The sequence below is a fragment of the Paenibacillus silagei genome (assembly GCF_017874735.1).
GTDB lineage: Bacteria > Bacillota > Bacilli > Paenibacillales > Paenibacillaceae > Paenibacillus_AQ > Paenibacillus_AQ silagei.
In genome coordinates this window covers 14650-34259 of sequence record NZ_JAGGLV010000035.1, presented here as the reverse complement: position 1 = coordinate 34259, position 19610 = coordinate 14650, and the positions used below count along the sequence as shown (strand labels likewise).

19 protein-coding genes and 1 tRNA gene are annotated in these 19610 nt (G+C 52.3%); 19 read left to right on the top strand and 1 reads right to left on the bottom strand.

Going from position 1 to position 19610, the window contains the following annotated elements:
- The first annotated feature begins 11 nt into the window (after positions 1 to 11).
- The 4 genes from J2Z70_RS30955 to J2Z70_RS30940 all read left to right on the top strand — a co-directional run bounded on the left by J2Z70_RS30955 (position 12) and on the right by J2Z70_RS30940 (position 1696).
- A complete protein-coding gene (locus tag J2Z70_RS30955) occupies positions 12 to 287 on the top strand; it encodes a putative Se/S carrier protein (protein WP_036728049.1) in 276 nt (91 codons plus the stop codon).
- Positions 280 to 1317 carry a mechanosensitive ion channel family protein gene (locus J2Z70_RS30950; RefSeq protein ID WP_209879285.1) on the top strand — a complete coding sequence of 346 codons (1038 nt, stop codon included), beginning with the start codon at positions 280 to 282 and terminating at the stop codon, positions 1315 to 1317. The genes J2Z70_RS30955 and J2Z70_RS30950 overlap by 8 nt, the downstream gene beginning before the upstream one ends.
- Positions 1317 to 1529 (top strand): DUF951 domain-containing protein, encoded by a 213-nt coding sequence (locus tag J2Z70_RS30945; RefSeq protein ID WP_036728045.1) that lies wholly within the window; start codon positions 1317 to 1319, stop codon positions 1527 to 1529. The genes J2Z70_RS30950 and J2Z70_RS30945 overlap by 1 nt, the downstream gene beginning before the upstream one ends.
- 76 nt (positions 1530 to 1605) lie before the next feature.
- Positions 1606 to 1696: transfer RNA gene (locus tag J2Z70_RS30940), tRNA-Ser, on the top strand.
- Positions 1697 to 2040: 344 nt separating this feature from the next.
- On the opposite strand, the gene J2Z70_RS30935 is transcribed toward J2Z70_RS30940, so the two are convergent.
- Positions 2041 to 2238, bottom strand: coding sequence for a YjzC family protein (locus J2Z70_RS30935; protein WP_036728044.1), 198 nt, complete (start codon positions 2236 to 2238; stop codon positions 2041 to 2043).
- A 244-nt stretch (positions 2239 to 2482) separates the two neighbouring features.
- On the opposite strand from J2Z70_RS30935, the gene rpsF reads away from it, so the two are divergent.
- From rpsF to J2Z70_RS30860, 15 genes are all read left to right on the top strand, one after another.
- Entirely contained in the window at positions 2483 to 2767 is a 285-nt protein-coding gene (gene rpsF / locus J2Z70_RS30930; RefSeq protein WP_036728042.1) for a 30S ribosomal protein S6, read from the top strand.
- A gap of 49 nt (positions 2768 to 2816) precedes the next feature.
- On the top strand, positions 2817 to 3332 hold the full coding sequence (gene ssb / locus J2Z70_RS30925; protein ID WP_036728041.1) for a single-stranded DNA-binding protein: 516 nt from the start codon (positions 2817 to 2819) through the stop codon (positions 3330 to 3332).
- A gap of 21 nt (positions 3333 to 3353) precedes the next feature.
- A complete protein-coding gene (gene rpsR, locus J2Z70_RS30920) occupies positions 3354 to 3626 on the top strand; it encodes a 30S ribosomal protein S18 (protein WP_036699837.1) in 273 nt (90 codons plus the stop codon).
- A 526-nt stretch (positions 3627 to 4152) separates the two neighbouring features.
- Positions 4153 to 6114, top strand: coding sequence for an endonuclease MutS2 (locus tag J2Z70_RS30915; RefSeq protein ID WP_209879282.1), 1962 nt, complete (start codon positions 4153 to 4155; stop codon positions 6112 to 6114).
- Positions 6115 to 6344: 230 nt separating this feature from the next.
- Positions 6345 to 8066 carry an oligopeptide ABC transporter substrate-binding protein gene (gene opp4A, locus J2Z70_RS30910; protein WP_209879279.1) on the top strand — a complete coding sequence of 574 codons (1722 nt, stop codon included), beginning with the start codon at positions 6345 to 6347 and terminating at the stop codon, positions 8064 to 8066.
- Positions 8067 to 8461: 395 nt separating this feature from the next.
- The gene (locus J2Z70_RS30905) at positions 8462 to 9514 is read left to right on the top strand and encodes an LCP family protein (protein WP_209879276.1); all 1053 of its coding nucleotides are present in this window, start codon (positions 8462 to 8464) and stop codon (positions 9512 to 9514) included.
- 193 nt (positions 9515 to 9707) lie between these two features.
- Positions 9708 to 10133: a CBS domain-containing protein gene (locus J2Z70_RS30900; RefSeq protein WP_036728036.1), complete on the top strand. Its 426-nt coding sequence runs from the start codon at positions 9708 to 9710 to the stop codon at positions 10131 to 10133.
- A gap of 157 nt (positions 10134 to 10290) precedes the next feature.
- Positions 10291 to 10593, top strand: a complete 303-nt coding sequence (locus J2Z70_RS30895; protein ID WP_179090524.1) for a MazG-like family protein — start codon at positions 10291 to 10293, stop codon at positions 10591 to 10593.
- A gap of 6 nt (positions 10594 to 10599) precedes the next feature.
- Entirely contained in the window at positions 10600 to 11517 is a 918-nt protein-coding gene (locus J2Z70_RS30890) for a DUF2232 domain-containing protein (protein ID WP_036728034.1), read from the top strand.
- Positions 11518 to 11528: 11 nt separating this feature from the next.
- Positions 11529 to 13532 carry a DHH family phosphoesterase gene (locus J2Z70_RS30885; protein WP_209879273.1) on the top strand — a complete coding sequence of 668 codons (2004 nt, stop codon included), beginning with the start codon at positions 11529 to 11531 and terminating at the stop codon, positions 13530 to 13532.
- On the top strand, positions 13529 to 13975 hold the full coding sequence (gene rplI, locus J2Z70_RS30880) for a 50S ribosomal protein L9 (protein ID WP_036728030.1): 447 nt from the start codon (positions 13529 to 13531) through the stop codon (positions 13973 to 13975). The genes J2Z70_RS30885 and rplI overlap by 4 nt, the downstream gene beginning before the upstream one ends.
- A gap of 1 nt (position 13976) precedes the next feature.
- On the top strand, positions 13977 to 15338 hold the full coding sequence (dnaB, locus tag J2Z70_RS30875; protein ID WP_036699821.1) for a replicative DNA helicase: 1362 nt from the start codon (positions 13977 to 13979) through the stop codon (positions 15336 to 15338).
- Positions 15339 to 15554: 216 nt separating this feature from the next.
- Positions 15555 to 16841 (top strand): adenylosuccinate synthase, encoded by a 1287-nt coding sequence (locus J2Z70_RS30870; RefSeq protein ID WP_076081902.1) that lies wholly within the window; start codon positions 15555 to 15557, stop codon positions 16839 to 16841.
- A 208-nt stretch (positions 16842 to 17049) separates the two neighbouring features.
- Positions 17050 to 17733: a hypothetical protein gene (locus tag J2Z70_RS30865; protein WP_209879269.1), complete on the top strand. Its 684-nt coding sequence runs from the start codon at positions 17050 to 17052 to the stop codon at positions 17731 to 17733.
- 254 nt (positions 17734 to 17987) lie between these two features.
- The gene (locus tag J2Z70_RS30860) at positions 17988 to 19538 is read left to right on the top strand and encodes a peptidoglycan DD-metalloendopeptidase family protein (protein ID WP_209879266.1); all 1551 of its coding nucleotides are present in this window, start codon (positions 17988 to 17990) and stop codon (positions 19536 to 19538) included.
- Positions 19539 to 19610 lie beyond the last annotated feature (72 nt).

The following is a 19610-nucleotide window of genomic DNA, read 5'->3' as shown; positions in this document are numbered from 1 at the left end:
AGGCGTGGAGTGTGGAGGAGGAACTGCTGCTAGCGTTTGATTCGACCCAGCAGGCGCTGCGCGCCGAGATGCTGCTTGAATATGCGGAGATTGAAATCGATATCTTCCCTACGCCCAAGGAGATCACCGCCGGCTGTGCGATGTCGATCCAATTCTACCGGAGTGCGCTGGATGAGGTAAGGGTCCTGGTCGAAGAGCAGAACGTAGAGATCCGGGGGATCTTCGCCAAGGCCGTTGAGGGTGCAGGGTATGTGGAAATAACGGAGAAGGAGGGGTTCGATGATTAACAGCTTACTGGCGGCCGACGGCGTTGACGGTGTTGTTAATGATGCCGTCCGCTTCAAAGATAAATTATGGGACTGGTTCACCAATACTGATATGTGGGCCGCGGTCCTTTTTTCGGGAATCAGAATTCTCATAATTTTCATTCTGACCCGGGTGATTATCAAGGTGGTCTCCAATGTGATTGACCGGTCGCTTGAGCGGGAGACGAGGGGGAGGGCATTAGTCAATAACCGGCGCTTCTCCACGGTCGGCGGACTGATGAAGAATGTGGTTACCTTCTTCTGTAACTTCACCATGATTCTGCTGGTTCTGTCGGAGTTCAACTTCGATCTGAAGCCGCTGCTCGCCGGAGCAGGGGTAGTCGGGCTGGCTATAGGGTTCGGCGCACAAAGTTTGGTCAAAGATGTGATTACGGGCTTCTTTATTATTTTTGAGGACCAGTTTGCAGTCGGGGATGTTATCCAGAGCGGAACCTATAAGGGAACGGTAGAGATGATTGGCCTGAGGACGACCAGACTGTTAAGTGCTACGGGCGAGGTACACATCATTCCTAACGGCACGATTGTTAATGTGACGAATTATTCGCTGGCGAATGCACTGGCTGTAGTAGATGTTCCGGTTAAAATCGAACGCGGGCTCGAAGCCACCCTGGCACTGATCGGCGAGGCGCTTCAGGGCATCGAGGAACGCAGCTCCAGTGTCATTGCCTACCCTAATATTCTGGGAATCCAGTCGATGAGCACCTCAGAGTATGTCATCCGCATAGCGGCGAATTGCCTGCCTAATGCCAGAGACGCTGCCGAGCGGCAGATTCAGAATGATATCAAGCATGCTCTGGAGAAGCAGAGCGCCCTGGAGGCTGCTAAGGCCGAGCAGGAGGCGCGTGAGCAGGCGGAGAGGGAGGCAAGAGAGGCTGAGGCGGCCCGTGAGCAGGAACGCATAGAGGAAGCCCGTAGAGCCCGTGAGGAGCAAGAGGCCAGCCCAAGAAGGCAGGCAGCTGCTGCGCAAGAGGCAGAGGAGGGGGAAGAGTAATGGAACGCAAGGTATTCGGGCTGGGTGATATTGTGCAGATGAAGAAGCAGCATCCCTGCGGAAGTAACGAGATGGAGATTATCCGTATGGGGATGGATATCCGGATTAAGTGCACCGGCTGTCAGCACAGTGTCCTCATTCCCCGCGCCAAATTCGAAAAGAATCTGAAGAAGGTCCTGCATTCAGCGGATAGTGGAGCGGAGAATAATTAAGCTGGCGCAGGAAGCGAAACGCAAATGAATAACGCTTGCAATTGTGCGATTAGCATGATATGATAATTCTTGCTGCGGAGAGGTACCCAAGAGGCCCAAGGGGGCTGACTCGAAATCAGTTAGGCGTGTCAAAGCGTGCGTGGGTTCGAATCCCACCCTCTCCGCCACTTCAGCAATTATATTCTTAATTTATGAGACCTCCGTTCTGATACGGGGGCTTTTTTGTGTCTGTATACGCAAAAAGAGAGACCTTCGCAGGTCTCTCTTCCAGAGGCAGTACATCAATGACGTTCGGAAATCTCTGTCTATAGCTACTACTGTGATTGGGTAATGCCAAAGCTGTTACTCCTTTTTACAGAGCCAGCTTCACTCTCCCCGGGTACGATAGCTGCTGAATTCAGAATCCCTGTGATCGTGTTCGTCTGCGACGTTCAACGGAACCACACCTCTCTTTTGTACTGCCTGGGTCTAGTATGCGCAGCCTTCAAGGTTTTATACCTGGCTGCTGAAATTAATGGACACGGGCCTTCTCGACTTTTTTCCACTTGCGGTTCTGGTTGCTGGTCTCCGGGAAGGTGTCGCCTTTCTCCATTGTAATCCGCTTCGGATTCTGAATCTCCGTGTGGAAGCTCCGCGCTTCGCCTACCTCGGTGTAAACGCCCGGGTTGGGGGCTTTGTCGCCCTTTTCATACTCCGTCTGTTCGCCCATTGGTGAATAACCTCCTGTAATCGAATGATGAAGCTGTTATATTGTGGCCTTGACGATGAGGGATTACTCAGAGGTTCTTACGGAATCCGCCAACATTTTTTGGGGGTCCAGCATCTGGTACGTATTAATAAAACTTGCAATCCTCTGCTGGGTTTGGTATATTGATTTGGTGCGAGTCTATGTTTGTGCTCGTTCCTTGCTCCTGACCTGATCAGGGGCCGCAGACCATAAGGAGGTGAAAATTATGCGCAAATATGAAGTCATGTACATTATTCGTCCTGACATTGAACAAGAAGCCGTTCAAGCAGCAGTCGAAAAATTCCAAGGCATCATCTCCAACGGCGGAGAAATTACAAAGCACGATGTGCAAGGTAAACGCCGTCTTGCGTATGAGATCAAGAAACATCGTGATGGCGTTTTTGTTTTGGTTAACTTCAATGCAGAACCTGCAGTAGTTACTGAGCTTGAGCGTATCATGAAGATTTCTGACGAAGTAATTCGTTATCTCATTACGAACGACGTTGCCTAAGATATTGACAAGCTTTGTAACGAATCGCGCTATTAAGGAGGGGACCTAATTGTTGAACCGTATCATTCTGATCGGTCGGTTGACCCGTGACCCGGAACTTCGTTATACTCCTGCTGGTGTTGCCGTAACACAGTTTACGCTTGCCGTAGACCGTAACTTTACGGGCCAGAATGGTGAACGCGAGGCGGACTTTATCCCGGTAGTAACCTGGAGACAGCTGGCTGAGACCTGTGCCAATTATTTGCGCAAAGGAAGACTGGCAGCCGTGGAAGGACGCATCCAAGTACGGAATTACGAGAATAACGAAGGCAAACGTGTATACGTTACTGAAGTTATTGCCGATAATGTCCGTTTCCTGGAATCCGCGCAGAGCCGTGAAGGCGGAAATGCATCAAGTGGTGGAAGTATGCCTGAAGAGCCAGCCTTCGGTGGCGGCGGTAACGGCGGGAACAGTGCTCGCGGAAATGGCAACAACAATAATTTCTCGCGTAACAACAATACCCAAGATCCTTTTTCGGGCGATGGAAAACCGATCGATATATCGGACGATGATTTGCCATTTTAATAAGGAAGGACTGAACTGAACATGGCTTTCAAACCAAGAGAAGGTGCGGACAACGACAAAAGACCGGCACGTCGTGGTGGACGCAACAAGCGTAAAAAAGTGTGCTATTTCACTGTGAACAAGATTACTCACATTGATTATAAAGACACTGAGCTTCTTAAGAAGTTCATCAGCGAACGCGGAAAGATCTTGCCGCGTCGTGTAACGGGTACAAGTGCAAAATACCAACGCGCTCTGACTATTGCTGTAAAGCGCTCGCGTCAAATCGCGCTGCTGCCTTACACAACAGAATAGGACGTTTTATGAAGCAGCCGGCTTAGCCGGCTGCTTTTTGTATGGGATAACCCATAATTGACAAACGGATTCGATGTGTAGTAAATTACAGGTATCCTATAACTAAAGGGGAAATTTTGATGTTGGTGAGCGTTCTTAACTAAGCAATTTCATATCGTTCCGGCTGTTAGCCGCCGCATGCTCTGATTTTGCCGGGGGCATGTCTTGTTGGAGTCTGTCCTGATGACATCTCTGACTGAGTAGACTGCGGGCTGCTGGAATGAATGATTTAGTTAAGAACACACGCGAAGCGTCATGATGGCCTCTTGATCCGGCTATTGTTCTCTTTGTGATTAACCGTGCTCTTGCAGCACGGTTTTTTCTGTTTTCAGGTGTCCTCCCGAAAGAGCCGGGACTCTGAGGCCAAAGAGAAGCAGCAGCAAAAAGAGGGCGAAGACTGCCGTGGTGGCGGTTCTTTGCCCTCTTTTTGCGTTATGCGCAGTGGATTGGGATAAGAAATATACTTGTATACAAGGAGGAACTCAAGTTGAATCTGCAAAGTCTGCACACATTGGAATATGAGACGATTAAGCAAGAATTGCTACGTCATGCGGTATCTTATGAGGGAAGAAGGGTTGTCAGAGAGCTTCAGCCAATGATCTACCTGCCGGCGATACACCGGGCGCTTGAGGAGGCGCAAGAAGCGAAGGAGCTGCTGGAGCGCGGAGCCAGTGTGCCGATTCCCTCGCTGGAGGGCATTGAATGGGTGCTGTCACTGCTCGGGACCGGCTATATGTACAATGAGCAGGATTTCACCGCAGTCTCGCTGTTTCTGAACAGCTGCGGACAGCTCAGGAAATACATGGCCGCGAAGGAGCAGATAGCGCCGCGCATCGCCGCTTACGGGGCATCCCTTCAGGAGCTGAATGGGGTTCGGGACGAGATAGAACGGTGTATCCGGCTGGGCGTCATTGATGACCACGCCAGCAAAGGACTGGAACGGGTCCGCAAACGGCTGGCAGTCGCCAAGGAGCGCCTGCACCGGAAGCTGGAGAGTATCATGAACCGCCACAAATCCATTTTACAGGAAAGTCTGGTCAGTATGCGCGGCGGGCGGTATGTCATTCCGGTGAAACGGGAGTATCACAAGCAAATTAGGGGCTCGGTGCTGGACCAGTCCACCAGCGGGCAGACGGTATTCGTGGAGCCGGATGAGGTGGCCTCGTTACAGGGAGAGATCGAGCTCCTGACTGCTGACGAGGCCCGCGAGGAAGGAATAATCCTGAGTATGCTGACAGGGCTGATAGAGCAGGAGCAGGCCGCTATCCGGCTTAATATTGAGGTGACGGGCATGTATGACTTTATTTTCGCCAAAGGGAAGGTTGCCCGGGTAATGGATGCGGGGCCGGTTGCTCTGAACGAACGCGGTTATGTAAGGATGAATGGAGGCCGTCACCCCCTGCTGAAGGATATGGTGCCGGTCAGTCTGGAGCTGGGTCAGGGGTATAAATCGCTGATCGTGACCGGGCCAAATACAGGCGGCAAGACGGTTGTGCTCAAAACCCTGGGTCTGCTCGTATTAATGGCACAGTCCGGCCTGCTGGTACCGGTTGATCCCGGCAGTGACTTCGCGGTCTTCACTAATGTAATGAGCGTTATCGGAGACGGACAGAGCCTGACACAGTCCCTAAGCACCTTCTCGGCACAGATGAAGAGTATTGAAGGAATGCTCTATGATGCCGGCAGAGGCGTGCTGCTGCTGATTGATGAGCTGGCTGCCGGCACAGACCCTGGTGAAGGGTTCGCGCTGTCCATCGCGATTCTGGAGGAGTTGAACCGGAAGGGGGCTAATATCGTGGTAACGACCCACTTCAATGAGCTGAAGGCCTTCGCGGCGGCAACGGCAGGCTTTGAGAATGCACGGATGGAGTTCGATAAGAACACGCTACAGCCGCTGTATAAGCTAACGATTGGCGAAGCTGGAGAGAGCTACGCGCTGCAGATCGCCGAGAAGCTGGGTATTGTCCATTCCGTTATCGAGCGGGCCAAACAGCTTGTGACAGAGCAGCAGGGACACAGAGGCGGCCACAGCCCGTGGAAGGACGCTATCAGAGCTGCTGAGAGGGCTAAAGCAGCGGAGGCTGAAATAACTGCAAAAGCGGATAGAACGGCTAAAGGACTGAAGGGAAACGGTGCACCACAGGAGGCACACACACCGGTACCTGAATTTGCGGTAGGGGATGCTGTCTATGTCAGCTCTCTGGGGCGCACTGGAATTGTCTATGAGAAGAAGGACAGCCGGGGGAGGGTCGGAGTGATGATTCAGAAGCAGAAGCTGAGCATTAACCATAAGCGGCTGAAGCCTTATCTGTCCAAGGAGGAGCTGTATCCTGAGGATTATGATTTTGATATTATTTTTGAGAGCAAGGAGACCCGGAAGAAGCGTAAGCTGATGCGGAAAAAGCATGTGGAGGGCCTGAGCATCATCCATCCGGGAGAGGAAAATTAAGGCGCTGCTATAGCTGAAGTCTGCCCGTTAGGGCAGGCTTTTTTCAACATCGGAAGGGTTCTGGGCTGCCCCGAAATAAATTAAAGACTTCACTTTACAGTGAATATTGTATATCCTCTATAATGTGGAATAATTATTTGTCCATAATCTGCATAATAGGCATTACAGTAAAATCTAGTGTAGAAACCGCTTACATTACTGTGTGATCCAACCCGGGAGGGAAGAAATATATGTCAAACCGACTCATCGGCAGACTGATGCTACCGCTTGCGCTCTTGGTGGCATTGTCGGCATGCAGCGGGCCAAGCCCGGCCGTCAAGAATGTTGTGGCGCGCCTTAGCCAAACAGCCGATGAACCCGTTACAGGCGGGACTGTGACCTTCGGCTACCCGTCCGCTTTTCAAGGGATCTTTGAACCGGCATTCTTCGAAGGAGAAGATGATTCCAATGTGCTGGAGTTCACCACTGAGGCGATGTTCACTGTGAAGGATGATTTGTCCACCGCTCCTAATATCGCCAGCTGGCAGGAGTCCGAGGATCATACGGTGTTCACATTCAACATTAAGCCCGGGGTCCGCTGGCATAACGGGGATGAGCTGACCGTGGAGGATTGGAAGTTTGCTCTGGAGACTATCGCCAGCCCGGAGTATACGGGTTCCAGATATTATAGCGTTGAGATGATCAAGGGCGCAGAAGCGTACCACCAGGGCCAGGCTAAGGAAATTACAGGGCTTAAGGTGATGGACCCGTATACGCTGCGCATTACAATGAATTCAGCACGTGTGAACGTGATTGATAATCTGTGGGCCTACCCGATGAACAAGCGATACTTCGCGGGAGTGGCAGTTAAGGATATGCTGGACAGCGATCAGGTGCGCAAGCGGCCAATTGGCACGGGTCCGTTCATGGTAACCAGCATTGTGCCGGGCCAGACGGTGGAAATGAAACGGTTCGATAATTATTACAAGGGCGGAGCGCTTCTGGACGGGATTACTTATAAGGCGATCGACAGCAAGGATATTACCTCTCTGCTTGAAGCAGGAACTGTCGATATGGCGGCTTTGCCGCGTGATGCCTATGAGGCCGCAGGGCAATTGGATAACGTAGAGATTAGGGTCACACCAGGAATGTCGTTTGAATATATCGGGTTCAAGTTTGGACACTGGGATGAGACAGACGGTCAGGTGGTAATGGATAATCCCAAGTTCAAGGATAAACGACTGCGTAAGGCAATGTATTATGCACTTGACCGGCAAGGGATTCTAGATAAATATTCCTATGGTCTTGGGACGCTTATCGAGACACCTATCCCCAGCTCCAGCTGGGCCAAGATCGCGGATGAGGAGATCGACACCTATCCCTATTCTCCGGAAAAGGCTGGGCAGCTGCTGGATGAGGCCGGGTATCTGGATCTAGACGGGGATGGACTCCGCGAAGATCCCGGCGGCAAGAAGCTCGTTATTCACTATGATGCGATGAGCGGCAGCAAGACAGCTGAGGCCCGGACGGCAGCCATTCTCCAGAATTGGCGTGATGTCGGGCTGGATGTGCGGCTCAGCGGAGGAAGCCTCAAGGAGCTGAATACCTTTTATGAAGCTGTGGAGTCGGATGATCCGGCAGTGGAGCTGTTCAACGGCGTGTGGGGACTGGCCAGCGACCCTGATCCTTCGGGCTTATGGCGCGCTACCGATTCGTGGAATTACCCCCGGTGGACGTCGAAGCGCAGTGAGGACCTGATCCGGGAAGGGGTTAGCCTGAAGGCGTATGATAAGGACTTCCGGAAGGAAATCTATTATGAATGGCAGAAGCTGATCAATGATGAGGTTCCAATGATCTTTTTCGCTGAACGCTCGGATATTACTGCGGTGAATAAGCGTCTGCAGGGGGTAACAATGAACGCTTTAAGCAATATCATCAATCCGCAGAGCTGGTGGATTAAGGATACTGAATAGGCTAAGAGGACGGTCTGATCTGCTGTGTTAAGTGGCTGAACAGACTGTCTTTTTTTATTTTTTTTGGCTGAAAAAGAATCAAAACGCCGTTTGCTGCGTCATATACTTTATGGAATATAAGCGGCCTAAGTGTCAAAGTTGTCGTTATTTGTTGTTTCTTTTTAGTGGTGAAGTGATTACAATAGAAATATTGTTTATGTGTCAAAGCCGTTTTCCAGGTTTATTCTACAATTAGAACGACCCGAATCCCGGAAAGGGGGAATAATACCATCTGAAGCAGGGCGGCGTACAGCAGCTAGAACAGCCCACTCATGACTGCCTTGGAAGCCCAGGCGGCCATTGTAAATAGATTACGTTCATAATATGTACATTCCACCATAAAGAAGGAATCAAAAATGATGAATAAGCTTAAAAAAATAAAAAAAAGATACATTGCGCTCATTCTGGTACTGGTGATTGCAGCCGGAGGGTTTCTGTTCCAGAAGCCGCTGGCTGTGCTGGCCTTCGACCTCTTTTTGTCCGATCAGGTAGAGACCAAGCTGGCAAACGAATCCTATGTGCCTCTGGAGAATAACACCAGCAAGACACCGACTTCCGTTAAGGCTGAACCGGTGGCACTCAAAAGCGATCCGTTCTCTCTGATGCTTCTTGGTACAGATCAGCGGAAGAATGAAACCGCACGCTCAGATACCATGATGTATGCGGTGATCCGGCCGGAGGATTATAAAATTCTGCTGATCTCCGTTCCCCGGGATACCTACACGGAAATTATCGGATACAAGGATAATAAGAAGGATAAAATTACACATGCGTATGCGTTCGGCGGGCAGCAAATGTCCAAGGACACACTGGAAGCGCTCCTCGGCCATGATATTCAATATTATGCCACCATTAACTTTCAGGGGCTGAAGGATGCTGTCGATGCCATTGGCGGTGTGCCGCTCCCGATCAAGAAGGATATTGTCAACAAAGGCAAAGACCATGAGAAATTCACCATTAAGGCCAATAAGTCGAATTATAGCGGCGAAGAGGCACTTAACTATACCCGCTACCGTGAGGATAGCGACTTCAACCGTACCAAACGTCAACAGGTCTTTATTGATGTCGTAGCGAATAAAATGTTATCGATCAGCCAGATCGGCAATATTCCTGAGCTGCTGGATATCATGGGCGACAACTTCAAAACGGATATTCAGCCCTCGATGATCATCAGTCTCGCCAAGAAGTTCATGGGCGGCAAGGACATGGATATCTCCAGCTTCACGGTGATGGGGGAAGGCAAACGGATGGACGGGGTCTACTACGATATAGTGAACGAAGAGGATCTGAATAAAGCCAAGGCGCTGATCGACAACTGGATGAACCCCAGCACACCGGTTGACCAGCTGATTGAGCCAGGCAAGGCCGGCAATGCGCTTGAGCCTTCGGCCACACCTGCAGTACAATAAGGATCAGAACCGATTTTCTTGACCCGTTATAAAAACAGCAGCCATTCCCTCAAGGTTAATGGCTGCTGTTTACTGTCTTCATGCTATAATGGAATGGAACTTATTGCTGAGGGCAGACGTATAACTACGGTGGGCTTTAGTGCAAGGAAGGTAAAGTAGCATTCCTTCGGAATTCTTTGAGGAGGATTAAGAGATGAACATTGCGTTTTTTTTACTTCCGAAGCAGGAGGTCGCATGTGTTACCATGGATTCGACGCTGCGGCAGACCCTGGAACGGATGGAGTTTCACCGCTATACAGCAGTGCCGATCCTGAACCGCAACGGAGAATATGCGGGAACGGTTACAGAAGGTGATTTGCTCTGGTATATGAAGGAGTCGGGCGGCGCGGTCACCTTTGAGAATGCTTCCAAATTTCTGCTTAAGGATGTCCCGCTGCGGATGAACAATCTGGCGGTCTCGATTGATGCGGATATGGAAGATCTGATTAATTTGGCCAAGGTCCAGAACTTTGTACCGGTGGTCGACGACATGAAGCGGTTCATCGGCATTGTACGCCGGAGCCAGATTATTGAATACTGCGAGAAATTTGTCTCACGGCAATCGCTCGAATCGTTATAAGGTACCAAGGCCTGTATTTCCGGCGAAGCGGAATGCGGGCCTTTTTTAAAAGATGGAAGGCGGTATTCAGGGCGGCAGGCGTCCGTGTGGCTCGGAAATTTTTATGCTATAATGGAGAATAATGCTTTTTGCCGGAGGTAGAGAGACAGTGCCCAATGTGCCGAAGGATCTGGATGTGGCCAAACGCGCCAAGGTAATTGAGTGGTTAAAGACGGAAGTTATTGATCAAGTCTCAAGGTTATTCAAAGCGCTGTGGGAAGGCAGTACCACCCGTGTCGGCGACAGTCTGGCCAGCCTGATTATGAGCTCGTACATCTTGGGGCGCAGACTCGGTATTCCTTATCGCGAGCTGGATGATTTACTGCTGGAGAAGCTGCGAAAGCACAGGCAGGAGGGCCATCAGCTCGAAGAATGGTACCAGGATATATCTGCATTAGAAGAACATATGCGTAAGAGGTGAATACTGTTGAAATTTCGCTGGACATCTGTGGCTTGGAGCGTAGCTTATCTGTTGCTGCTGTTATCCCTGTCAACCCCGCTGCTAATTATTACAACATTCTTTATGATTATTCCGGCCATAGTGCTCTTTACGACCCTTAACACCAAGCAGTTCATTCTGCATCTGTTACCGGTTCTGCTGATTGTGGGCCTGATTACCCCGATGTATATCCTGATTGCGGCTTATTTCTTAATCCCGGCCCTTGTGATGGGACGATGGTACAAGAAGCGTGCTTCAGCTATTTCTACACTGATTGCCGGTATGGTTGCTATACTAGCTGAATTCCTGCTGATCCTGCTGATCAGTACGACGTTCCTTAAGTTCAATTTGTACGACTACGTCTATGATGTTCTGAAGACCTATGCAGACTGGCTGGCAAGTATGGGGGCAAGCAATCCGCTGCTGTCCGAGATCGCCCTCTCCTCTGATCAGATTGGCCAGATGAGCTGGCTGACGATCCAGGCGATACCGATGACGCTGATCCTCAGTGCGTTCGTGATTGCGGTCATTACCCATTCCATTGTCCGCCCTATTCTGAACAGTATGGAATATGCGGTGCCTAAGCTGAAGCCGGCGCGGGAATGGAGACTGGCCAGATCGTTCATCTGGTATTATCTGCTTGGCGTCGTAATCAGCCTGCTGTTCGGCGGTGCCGACAGCGGCTTCATGCTAATGGTCTCGGCCAATCTGCTGCCGCTGCTGCAGATTGCGTTCAAGATCCAGACCATCGGCTTCCTCTTCTTCCTGGTGCATGAACGGAAGTGGAGCAAGATCATCGCTCTTCTGCTGGCAATCCCTGTTATTGCTCTGCCGGGATTCTGGATTATTGGTGTGGTGGACCTGGCGTTTCCGCTGCGGGAGCTTGTGAAGAAATCGAAACGATAGGGTGAGGGCTCATGCCAAAATTTCTGCAAAGACGCTGGCACGGCTATCATACCGTGTGGGCGTTCTTACTGCTGCTGGTCCTGATTATAGTAGTCAGTATCTATAACTGGGTCCTCGGTGTTGCCAGTCTCTTCCTGGCCGGCACATTGTGTTTCACCATGCTGCAGGCCGAGCTGTCGTTCCGCCGCAACCTTGTAGATTATATCAACGGCCTGTCCTTCCGCATCAAGCGGGTGGAGGGGGAGGCTGTAAGCATGCTTCCGCTCGGGATTATCCTGTACAGTGAGAGCCGGGCGGTGGAATGGCATAACCGGAATGCCGGCCAGATCTTCTCCCGCAAGTCGCTTGTGGGTGAAGATATGCAGGAGCTGATGCCGGAGGTTATGGCTTCTCTGCAGAATCTGCCGTCCAAGCGGGAACCGGTTAAGGAAGGGGTATTGAAGGAGCAGCGCCATGAGCTTACGGTGGATGACCGTTATTATGAGGTTGTAGTGATTCCAAGCGAACGGCTGCTGTATTTATTCGATATTACCGAGCTTGTGGTGTTGCGTGAGCGGTATGAGGAAGAGAAGCTGGCGATTGGAATTGTCATGATGGATAATCTGGATGAGGCCGCCCAGGGGATGGATGATCAGCAGCGTACTTCGCTAATCGCCAAGGTTGCCAGTGAGATTACCGAGTGGAGCAAGCAATTCGAGGTATATCTGCGCAGGTTGTCTTCCGAGCGGTACCTGATGCTGCTGAACCACCGCAGCCTTCAGGCCCTGGAGGAGAGCAGGTTCGTGGTGCTGGATGAGGTCCGTGAGATGACGGCAGACCTCAAGGTGCCGATGACGCTGAGCATAGGCCTTGCCTACGGCTCGGAATCGGCCAGTGAGCTGGGAGCGCTTGCCCAGTCGAGTCTGGACATGGCGCTCGGCAGAGGCGGGGACCAGGCCGCTGTGAAGGCGGGCCAGCGGCTCTCCTTCTACGGCGGCAAGACCAATGCCGCCGAGAAACGCACCCGCGTCCGGGCGCGGGTAATCGCCCACGCCCTGCGGGATCTGATGCAGGAGAGCGACCGGGTGCTGATTATGGGGCACCGGATACCGGATATTGACGCGGTGGGAGCGGCGATTGGCCTGCTTAAGGCGGCACAGATGTACAATGTGGAAGCCAGCATTGTGATGGAGACGCCGAATCCTTCGATTACCCGGATGTTGGAGGAGATCCGCAAGGATGAGGCGCTCTACAAGACCTTCATCACGCCAGAGCAGGCTCTCCAGATGATGACGGAGCATACGCTGCTCATTGTTGTGGATACACACAAGGCTTCCATGACTATGGAGCCGAGGCTGGTGCAGGTTGCCAGCCGGATTGTGGTGGTTGACCATCACCGCCGGGGTGAGGAGTTCATCAATGACGCTGTGCTCGTGTATCTGGAGCCGTATGCGTCATCGACCTGTGAGCTGGTGACGGAGCTGCTGCAGTACATTCATGACAAGATTAAGCTCAGCCCGCTGGAGGCCACGATGCTGCTGGCCGGGATCACGGTCGATACGAAGCATTTCGCGCTGCATACAGGCTCGCGGACCTTCGAGGCCGCCGGGTTCCTGCGCCGGGTCGGGGCGGATACGATTCTCATTCAGCGTATGCTGAAGGAGGATCTGCAGGAGTACATCTCGAAGGCGGAGATTATCAAGCATGCGCGCATGGTGTATGACCAGATAGCACTGGTGGTTACACAGCCCGGGATGAAGATCCCGCAGCTGCTGATCGCACAGACGGCGGATACGCTGCTAGGTATGACGAATGTGGTGGCGTCCTTCGTCATCAGTGAACGTCCTGACGGCCTGATCGGCATCAGCGCCCGTTCTCTGGGTCGGATGAATGTGCAGGTAGTCATGGAGAAGCTGGGCGGCGGCGGACATCTGTCCAACGCGGCTGTACAGCTTGAAGGAACAACCAAAGAAGCGGAAGCCAGACTGCTCGCAGTGCTGGCCGAAATTGAAGCGAAAGAGGGGTTATTTGAATGAAGGTCATATTCTTGAAGGATGTTAAGGGTCAAGGCAAGAAGGGGCAGGTTAAAGAGGTGTCGGAGGGCTATGCAGCCAATTTCCTGCTGCCGCGCGGGCTGGTTCGTCCGGCTACAGACGGTAATGTGAAGACACTGGAGAACCAGGCGGCAGCCGAACAGCGCCGCAAGGACCAGGAGAAGGAGGAAGCGGTACAGCTGGGCAAGAAGCTGGATGAGCTGACCCTGACTCTAAAGGCCAAAGCAGGCGAAGGCGGCCGTCTCTTCGGCGCTATTACCAGCAAGCAGATCGGCGAGACACTGGCAGCTACTCAGGGCATCGTCATCGACAAGCGCAAAATTGAGCTGAGCGATTCGATCCGCCATGTAGGCACGTTCCAGGCAACAGTTAAGCTGCATACTGAAGTAAAGGCTAACCTCACGGTTCAGGTAACGGAGGAGTAGGATGGGTGGAGATCTCTTTTTCGATCGGGTTCCCCCGCAGAATCTGGAGGCAGAACAGGCCGTACTGGGTGCAGTTCTACTGTCGGATGAGGCGTTAATTACCGCGATGGAGCGGGTGAATACCGAAGACTTCTACGACAAACCGCATCAGATGATATTTGAGGCGATGGTGCAGCTCGGAGAAGAGAGCCAGCCGATTGACCTGATTACATTGACATCCCGGCTCCAGGATAAGGGGGAGCTTGAGGATATCGGCGGTGTCAGCTATCTGGCGAAGCTGGCGCATGCGGTGCCGACTGCAGCCAACGTCGATTATTACGCCCAGATTATTGAAGAGAAGGCGATGCTGCGGCGGCTGATCCGCACAGCCACGCAGATTGTCAGCGAAGGCTATACCGGCGGCGAAGACGTAGGTATTATGCTGAGTGACGCCGAGCGGCGAATCCTGGAGATCTCGAACCGCCGCAGCGGCAGCGGGTTCATTGCCATCCGCGATGTGCTCATGCAGGTATTCGACCGGGTCGAGCTGCTCCATCAGAATAAAGGCGGAACCTCGGGGATTCCAACCGGGTTCGTTGACCTGGACCATATGACGAACGGCTTTCAGCGCAATGACTTGATTATTGTGGCGGCCCGTCCTTCCGTCGGGAAGACGGCCTTCGCTCTGAATATCGCGCAGAATGTGGCGGTGCGGGCGAAGGAGACGGTAGCCATCTTCAGTCTGGAAATGTCGGCGCCCCAGCTGGTTCAGCGTATGATCTGCGCAGAGGCCAATCTGGACGCCAATATTATGCGTACCGGTGATTTCAAGAGCGATGATGACTGGTCCAAGCTCACGATGGGCATCCAGTCGCTGTCCGAGTCCGAAATCTACATCGACGATACTCCGGGCATCACAGTTACCGATATCCGGGCGAAATGCCGCCGGCTCAAGAAGGAAAAGGGACTCGGAATGATTGTCATCGACTACCTGCAGCTGATCCAGGGCCGGGGCAAGGCCGGCGAGAACCGCCAGCAGGAGGTATCGGAAATCTCCCGTACCCTGAAGCAGATCGCCCGTGAGCTTGACGTTCCGGTTATTGCCTTGTCCCAGCTCAGCCGCGGTGTGGAGCAGCGCCAGGACAAACGGCCGATGATGAGTGACCTTCGTGAATCAGGCTCTATCGAGCAGGATGCCGATATCGTAGCCTTCTTGTACCGTGATGATTATTACAATCAGGATACCGAGAAGAAGAACATTATCGAAATTATTATTGCCAAGCAGCGTAACGGTCCGGTAGGGACGGTGGAGCTTGTGTTCCTCAAGAACTTCAACAAGTTCGTCAACTACGAGCGGGCCCATGCAGAACCGTTTGCAGGTTAGGCAAACTTCGCACAATACACGAACGATCGCACATTTCAGTCTGTGATCGTTCGTTTTTATTTGACTTTAAAAAGTGCCGCTGTTACACTGATTATTGTGCTTTGGCGGCCTGCCCGCCTGGTGTCCGGAGGGCTGCGTACAAGATGAAGCGCGTACAGAGCCCCTATGATAAGCGGAAAAATAATGGTGCTTGCTAGCACCTACGGAGGAATGTACATGTCAACGGTAGTCGTCGTGGGAACACAATGGGGAGACGAAGGCAAAGGCAAGATCACGGATTTTCTGGCGGAAAGTGCAGATGTGGTCGCCCGGTATCAAGGGGGTAACAATGCCGGTCACACGATTCTGATTGACGGAAAGAAGTTCAAGCTGAGCTTGATTCCATCTGGTGTATTTTATAAAGAGAAGACTTGTGTTATCGGCAACGGAATGGTCATTAACCCGGAAGCGCTGATCCAAGAAATTAATTATATTCATGACAATGGCTTCGATACGAAGAACCTGGTAATCAGCGATCGTGCGCATGTCATTATGCCTTATCATATGGTGCTGGATGCGCTTGAGGAAGACCGCAAAGGCCCGAACAAAATCGGTACAACACGCAAGGGGATCGGCCCGTGCTACATGGATAAGGCTGCCCGTAACGGCATCCGGATTGCTGATCTGATGGACGCTGAGGAATTCGAGCTGAGACTTCGTCCATTGATGGAAGAGAAGAATCAGGTGATCACTCAGGTATACGGCGCTGAGCCGCTGAATGTGGAAGAGATTCTGACCAAATATCTGGAGTATGCAGAAGTGCTGCGCGGCTATGTAACCGATACTTCGGTGGTACTGAATGATGCGATTGATGCGGATTCCCGGGTGCTGTTCGAAGGTGCGCAGGGCGTGATGCTCGATATCGACCAGGGAACTTATCCGTTCGTTACTTCATCGAATCCTTCGGCTGGCGGCGTCTGCATCGGTTCGGGCGTGGGTCCGTCCAAGATCAAGCAGGTTATCGGTGTGGCGAAGTCTTATACTACCCGCGTAGGAGACGGCCCGTTCCCTACAGAGCTGAACGATGCGACCGGTGATTATATCCGCGAGACCGGGCATGAGTACGGAACCGTAACCGGACGCGCCCGCCGCGTGGGCTGGTTCGACAGTGTGGTTGTGCGTCACGCCCGCCGCGTCAGCGGAATCACCGGCCTGTCGCTGAACTCGCTGGATGTCCTGAGCGGTCTTGAGACTGTGAAGATCTGCACCGGCTACAAGTACCGAGGAGATATTATCACACATTACCCGGCAAGCCTGAAAATGCTGGCAGAGTGTGAAGCGGTCTACGAGGAGCTTCCAGGCTGGAGCGAAGACATCACTGGGGCGAAGACGCTGGAGGATCTGCCGGCCAACACACGCAAATACGTGGAACGTGTATCGGAGCTGACGGGGATTCCGATCTCGATCTTCTCTGTGGGCCGCAACCGTGAACAGACTAATCAAGTACTGCCAATCTATATCTAGACTGAAGCAGAACTAAATAGATACGTATAGGAGCAGGGGCCTCGGTGAGGCTCCTGTTTTTGTTTTGTCAGGATTATTGATCAGCAGGTAATCAGCTTTAATGTGCTTCGGGGACGTTTCCCGGACGTTGTTCTAGTCAATACTGTGAGAATGGGATCATAGCGAACCGATTCTTCTGAGGTTGAATAGAGCAGGGTGTAAGGGAGTGATGTTGGTGAAAATAGTGAAGCGTGCGCTGAGCATCTGCCTGATTGTGGTGCTGGCGAGCGGCCTGTCCATGCTGACAACGGCCTATGTGGTGAATACGTATATCCAGTCGGTGCTGGCCAGCTTCGATATCAAGCTGGACGGGCCGGGGCCGGGAATCGGCGGCTTCGTGAAGAGTCTGACCGGTATGGGAGGCAGCGGGGCTGCCCCCAAGGAGAATTCCAAAGCGGCCTCAAACGAGACTAAAAACTCCACTAAGGAGGCTGATTCAAGCAAGACGGAGGTAGAGAAGAAGGACAGCAGTGGCGGAAAAGCCGGGAATCTTCAAGAGAAATCGGTAGACGAGACGGTGCCCGATAATGCACTGCCTGTGATGGGACAAGCCGCTTCGGGAGAAGAACAGAGTGAGCAGGGGCTGGACCAGAATCTGGTAATGACGCCGGAGGCTATGAATGATCTAAAGGAGAACCTGCCCGCTAATGCGAAATCCAATATCTTCAATATTTTGATGAATAAGCTTCCCCAGGAGGAGATGATCAAGATCTCCGCTGCCCTGGAGGGCGGCTTGACAGAGAGCGAAGTAACGGAACTGCAGGGTATCATTGCGAAGTACGTAGATGAGAATGAGTATAAGGCGCTGATGAAAATGCTTACACCAGATAGCGGAGGGACGAATCAGAATTAAGAATTGTCATTTTTTGGACAAGATTTGGCTGTTTAAAACGCATATTTTGGGAATAAACCCGCGAAATTGGCGGGTTTTGCTATGGGAGCAAAGTTGAAATTTTTCTTCAGGCTATGGTACAGTAAAAAAGGACTAATAAGGGTTAATATTTTGTAACCTTTTTCGTATGCGTCATACAGTCATATTCGTACTCATGCAAATCGGATGCGCGAAGCATATACATTCTTGTTTTTACAGCCGAAAGGGAGAGTTTCATGAAAGGATTTAAGTTTATACGCCGGATGGGGAACCTGCGGAACCGTGCAGAAGCATCCGCAGGATCTGGTGCTGCAGGTGAACAAGGTAAGGATGCAATAACTTCGGGTGAACCCCGTGTCTTTCAGCCGGAGATGAAATCCCGCCGCCGGCGTTCATGGATACTGGCTTCTGCCGGTCTGGTTCTGCTGACCACCTTCCTGGTGGGGGCACAGAAGAAGCAGGTAGCAGCGAATACAGTAACCTATTACAAAGTGCTGGTGAACGGTGAGGAGATTGGAGCGCTGAACCAGCAGGCGGATTTGAACAAGCTGTTCGAGGAGAAGAGACGGGAATATCAGCTCAAGTATCCTGACTCTGTGATGGTCCTACAGACCGGCGGTATTACGACCGAGGCCCAGCGGGCTTACAAGCCGGAGATTAACAGCGAGGCTACACTGGACAAGCTGGATGGTATGCTCAAGGCTTATGCCGTAGGCGTACAACTGGCTGTGGATGGGGAACCACTCGGGATTGTGAAGGATCAGGAGACGGCGGCGGCGGTGCTTCAGGCCGTTAAGGCGCATTACGCTCCGCAGAAGGCGGCAGCTCCGGGTGCGAAGCTGAAGAAGACAGCGGCCAAGGCGGGAGCGGCTGGTTCAGCCGCCAATGATCAGGTGGAGTCAGTCAAGATCCGGGAGAAAGTTAATATTGTTCCGGTGAAGGCCGATCCCAATAAGGTGCTTAGTGTAGAAGAGGCAGTGAAGGTGCTGACCGAAGGCAGGGAGGCGCCGCTGCGCTATGCGGTTCAAGAAGGCGACACAGTCTCCGCTATTGCTTCCCGGTTCAATATCACTCAGGCGGAGATTTTCCGCAATAATCCCGAGGTGAAGGAGCTTAGTCTGCAGATTGGGGATGAATTGCAGCTAACGGTGCCACAGCCTGACCTAACGGTCGTGACCGTAGAACAGGTAACTGAAGAGGTGGTCACGGAGCCTGAGGTTATTATCCGCAAGAGTGACCAGCTGCCGGCAGGCAAGCGGAAGGTAGTCCGCCCCGGACAAACCGGGCTCAAAACGATGAAGTACAGGCTGACCAAAGAGAACGGACAGGTGGTTCAGGAGGAGTGGCTGGGCCAGAGCGTAGTGAAGGCTTCTCTGCCTGAAGTGGTCTATTCCGGCACCAAGGTTGTAGGTGAAGGAACAGGAATGTTCGCCTGGCCGGTTAGCGGAGCGATGATCTCCAGCAGCTACGGCGAGCGCTGGGGACGCACACACAAGGGAGTCGATCTGGTATCGGGCAACCGCACGATCAAGGCTGCGGACGCTGGGACGGTCAGCTTCGCCGGTGTGCAGAACGGGTACGGCAATGTGGTGATCGTTAACCATAACAACGGATACGTTACGTACTATGGGCATTTAAGCAGTATTTCGGTCTCTACCGGACAGAAGCTGGGACAGGGCAGCCCCATCGGAATTATGGGCAGCACCGGGCGCTCGACGGGGACGCATCTGCATTTCGAGATCCGCAAGAACGGGACGGCCATCAATCCAATGAAATACCTGAAGTAATGGATAAGAGCTAGACCACCATTCTATAATTCTTCTCTGCCGTCCGGATTATTTCGGGCGGTTTTTATTTCT

Excerpts from the sequence above, each read along its gene's own strand:
- rpsF (WP_036728042.1), top strand. The coding sequence starts at position 2,483 with ATGCGCAAATATGAAGTCATGTACATTATTCGTCCTGACATTGAACAA.
- J2Z70_RS30900 (WP_036728036.1), top strand. The coding sequence starts at position 9,708 with ATGAACATTGCGTTTTTTTTACTTCCGAAGCAGGAGGTCGCATGTGTT.
- dnaB (WP_036699821.1), top strand. The coding sequence starts at position 13,977 with ATGGGTGGAGATCTCTTTTTCGATCGGGTTCCCCCGCAGAATCTGGAG.
- rplI (WP_036728030.1), top strand. The coding sequence starts at position 13,529 with ATGAAGGTCATATTCTTGAAGGATGTTAAGGGTCAAGGCAAGAAGGGG.
- opp4A (WP_209879279.1), top strand. The coding sequence starts at position 6,345 with ATGTCAAACCGACTCATCGGCAGACTGATGCTACCGCTTGCGCTCTTG.
- J2Z70_RS30885 (WP_209879273.1), top strand. The coding sequence starts at position 11,529 with ATGCCAAAATTTCTGCAAAGACGCTGGCACGGCTATCATACCGTGTGG.
- rpsR (WP_036699837.1), top strand. The coding sequence starts at position 3,354 with ATGGCTTTCAAACCAAGAGAAGGTGCGGACAACGACAAAAGACCGGCA.
- J2Z70_RS30860 (WP_209879266.1), top strand. The coding sequence starts at position 17,988 with ATGAAAGGATTTAAGTTTATACGCCGGATGGGGAACCTGCGGAACCGT.
- J2Z70_RS30865 (WP_209879269.1), top strand. The coding sequence starts at position 17,050 with ATGTTGGTGAAAATAGTGAAGCGTGCGCTGAGCATCTGCCTGATTGTG.
- J2Z70_RS30945 (WP_036728045.1), top strand. The coding sequence starts at position 1,317 with ATGGAACGCAAGGTATTCGGGCTGGGTGATATTGTGCAGATGAAGAAG.
- J2Z70_RS30935 (WP_036728044.1), bottom strand. The coding sequence starts at position 2,238 with ATGGGCGAACAGACGGAGTATGAAAAGGGCGACAAAGCCCCCAACCCG.
- J2Z70_RS30905 (WP_209879276.1), top strand. The coding sequence starts at position 8,462 with ATGATGAATAAGCTTAAAAAAATAAAAAAAAGATACATTGCGCTCATT.
- J2Z70_RS30950 (WP_209879285.1), top strand. The coding sequence starts at position 280 with ATGATTAACAGCTTACTGGCGGCCGACGGCGTTGACGGTGTTGTTAAT.
- J2Z70_RS30870 (WP_076081902.1), top strand. The coding sequence starts at position 15,555 with ATGTCAACGGTAGTCGTCGTGGGAACACAATGGGGAGACGAAGGCAAA.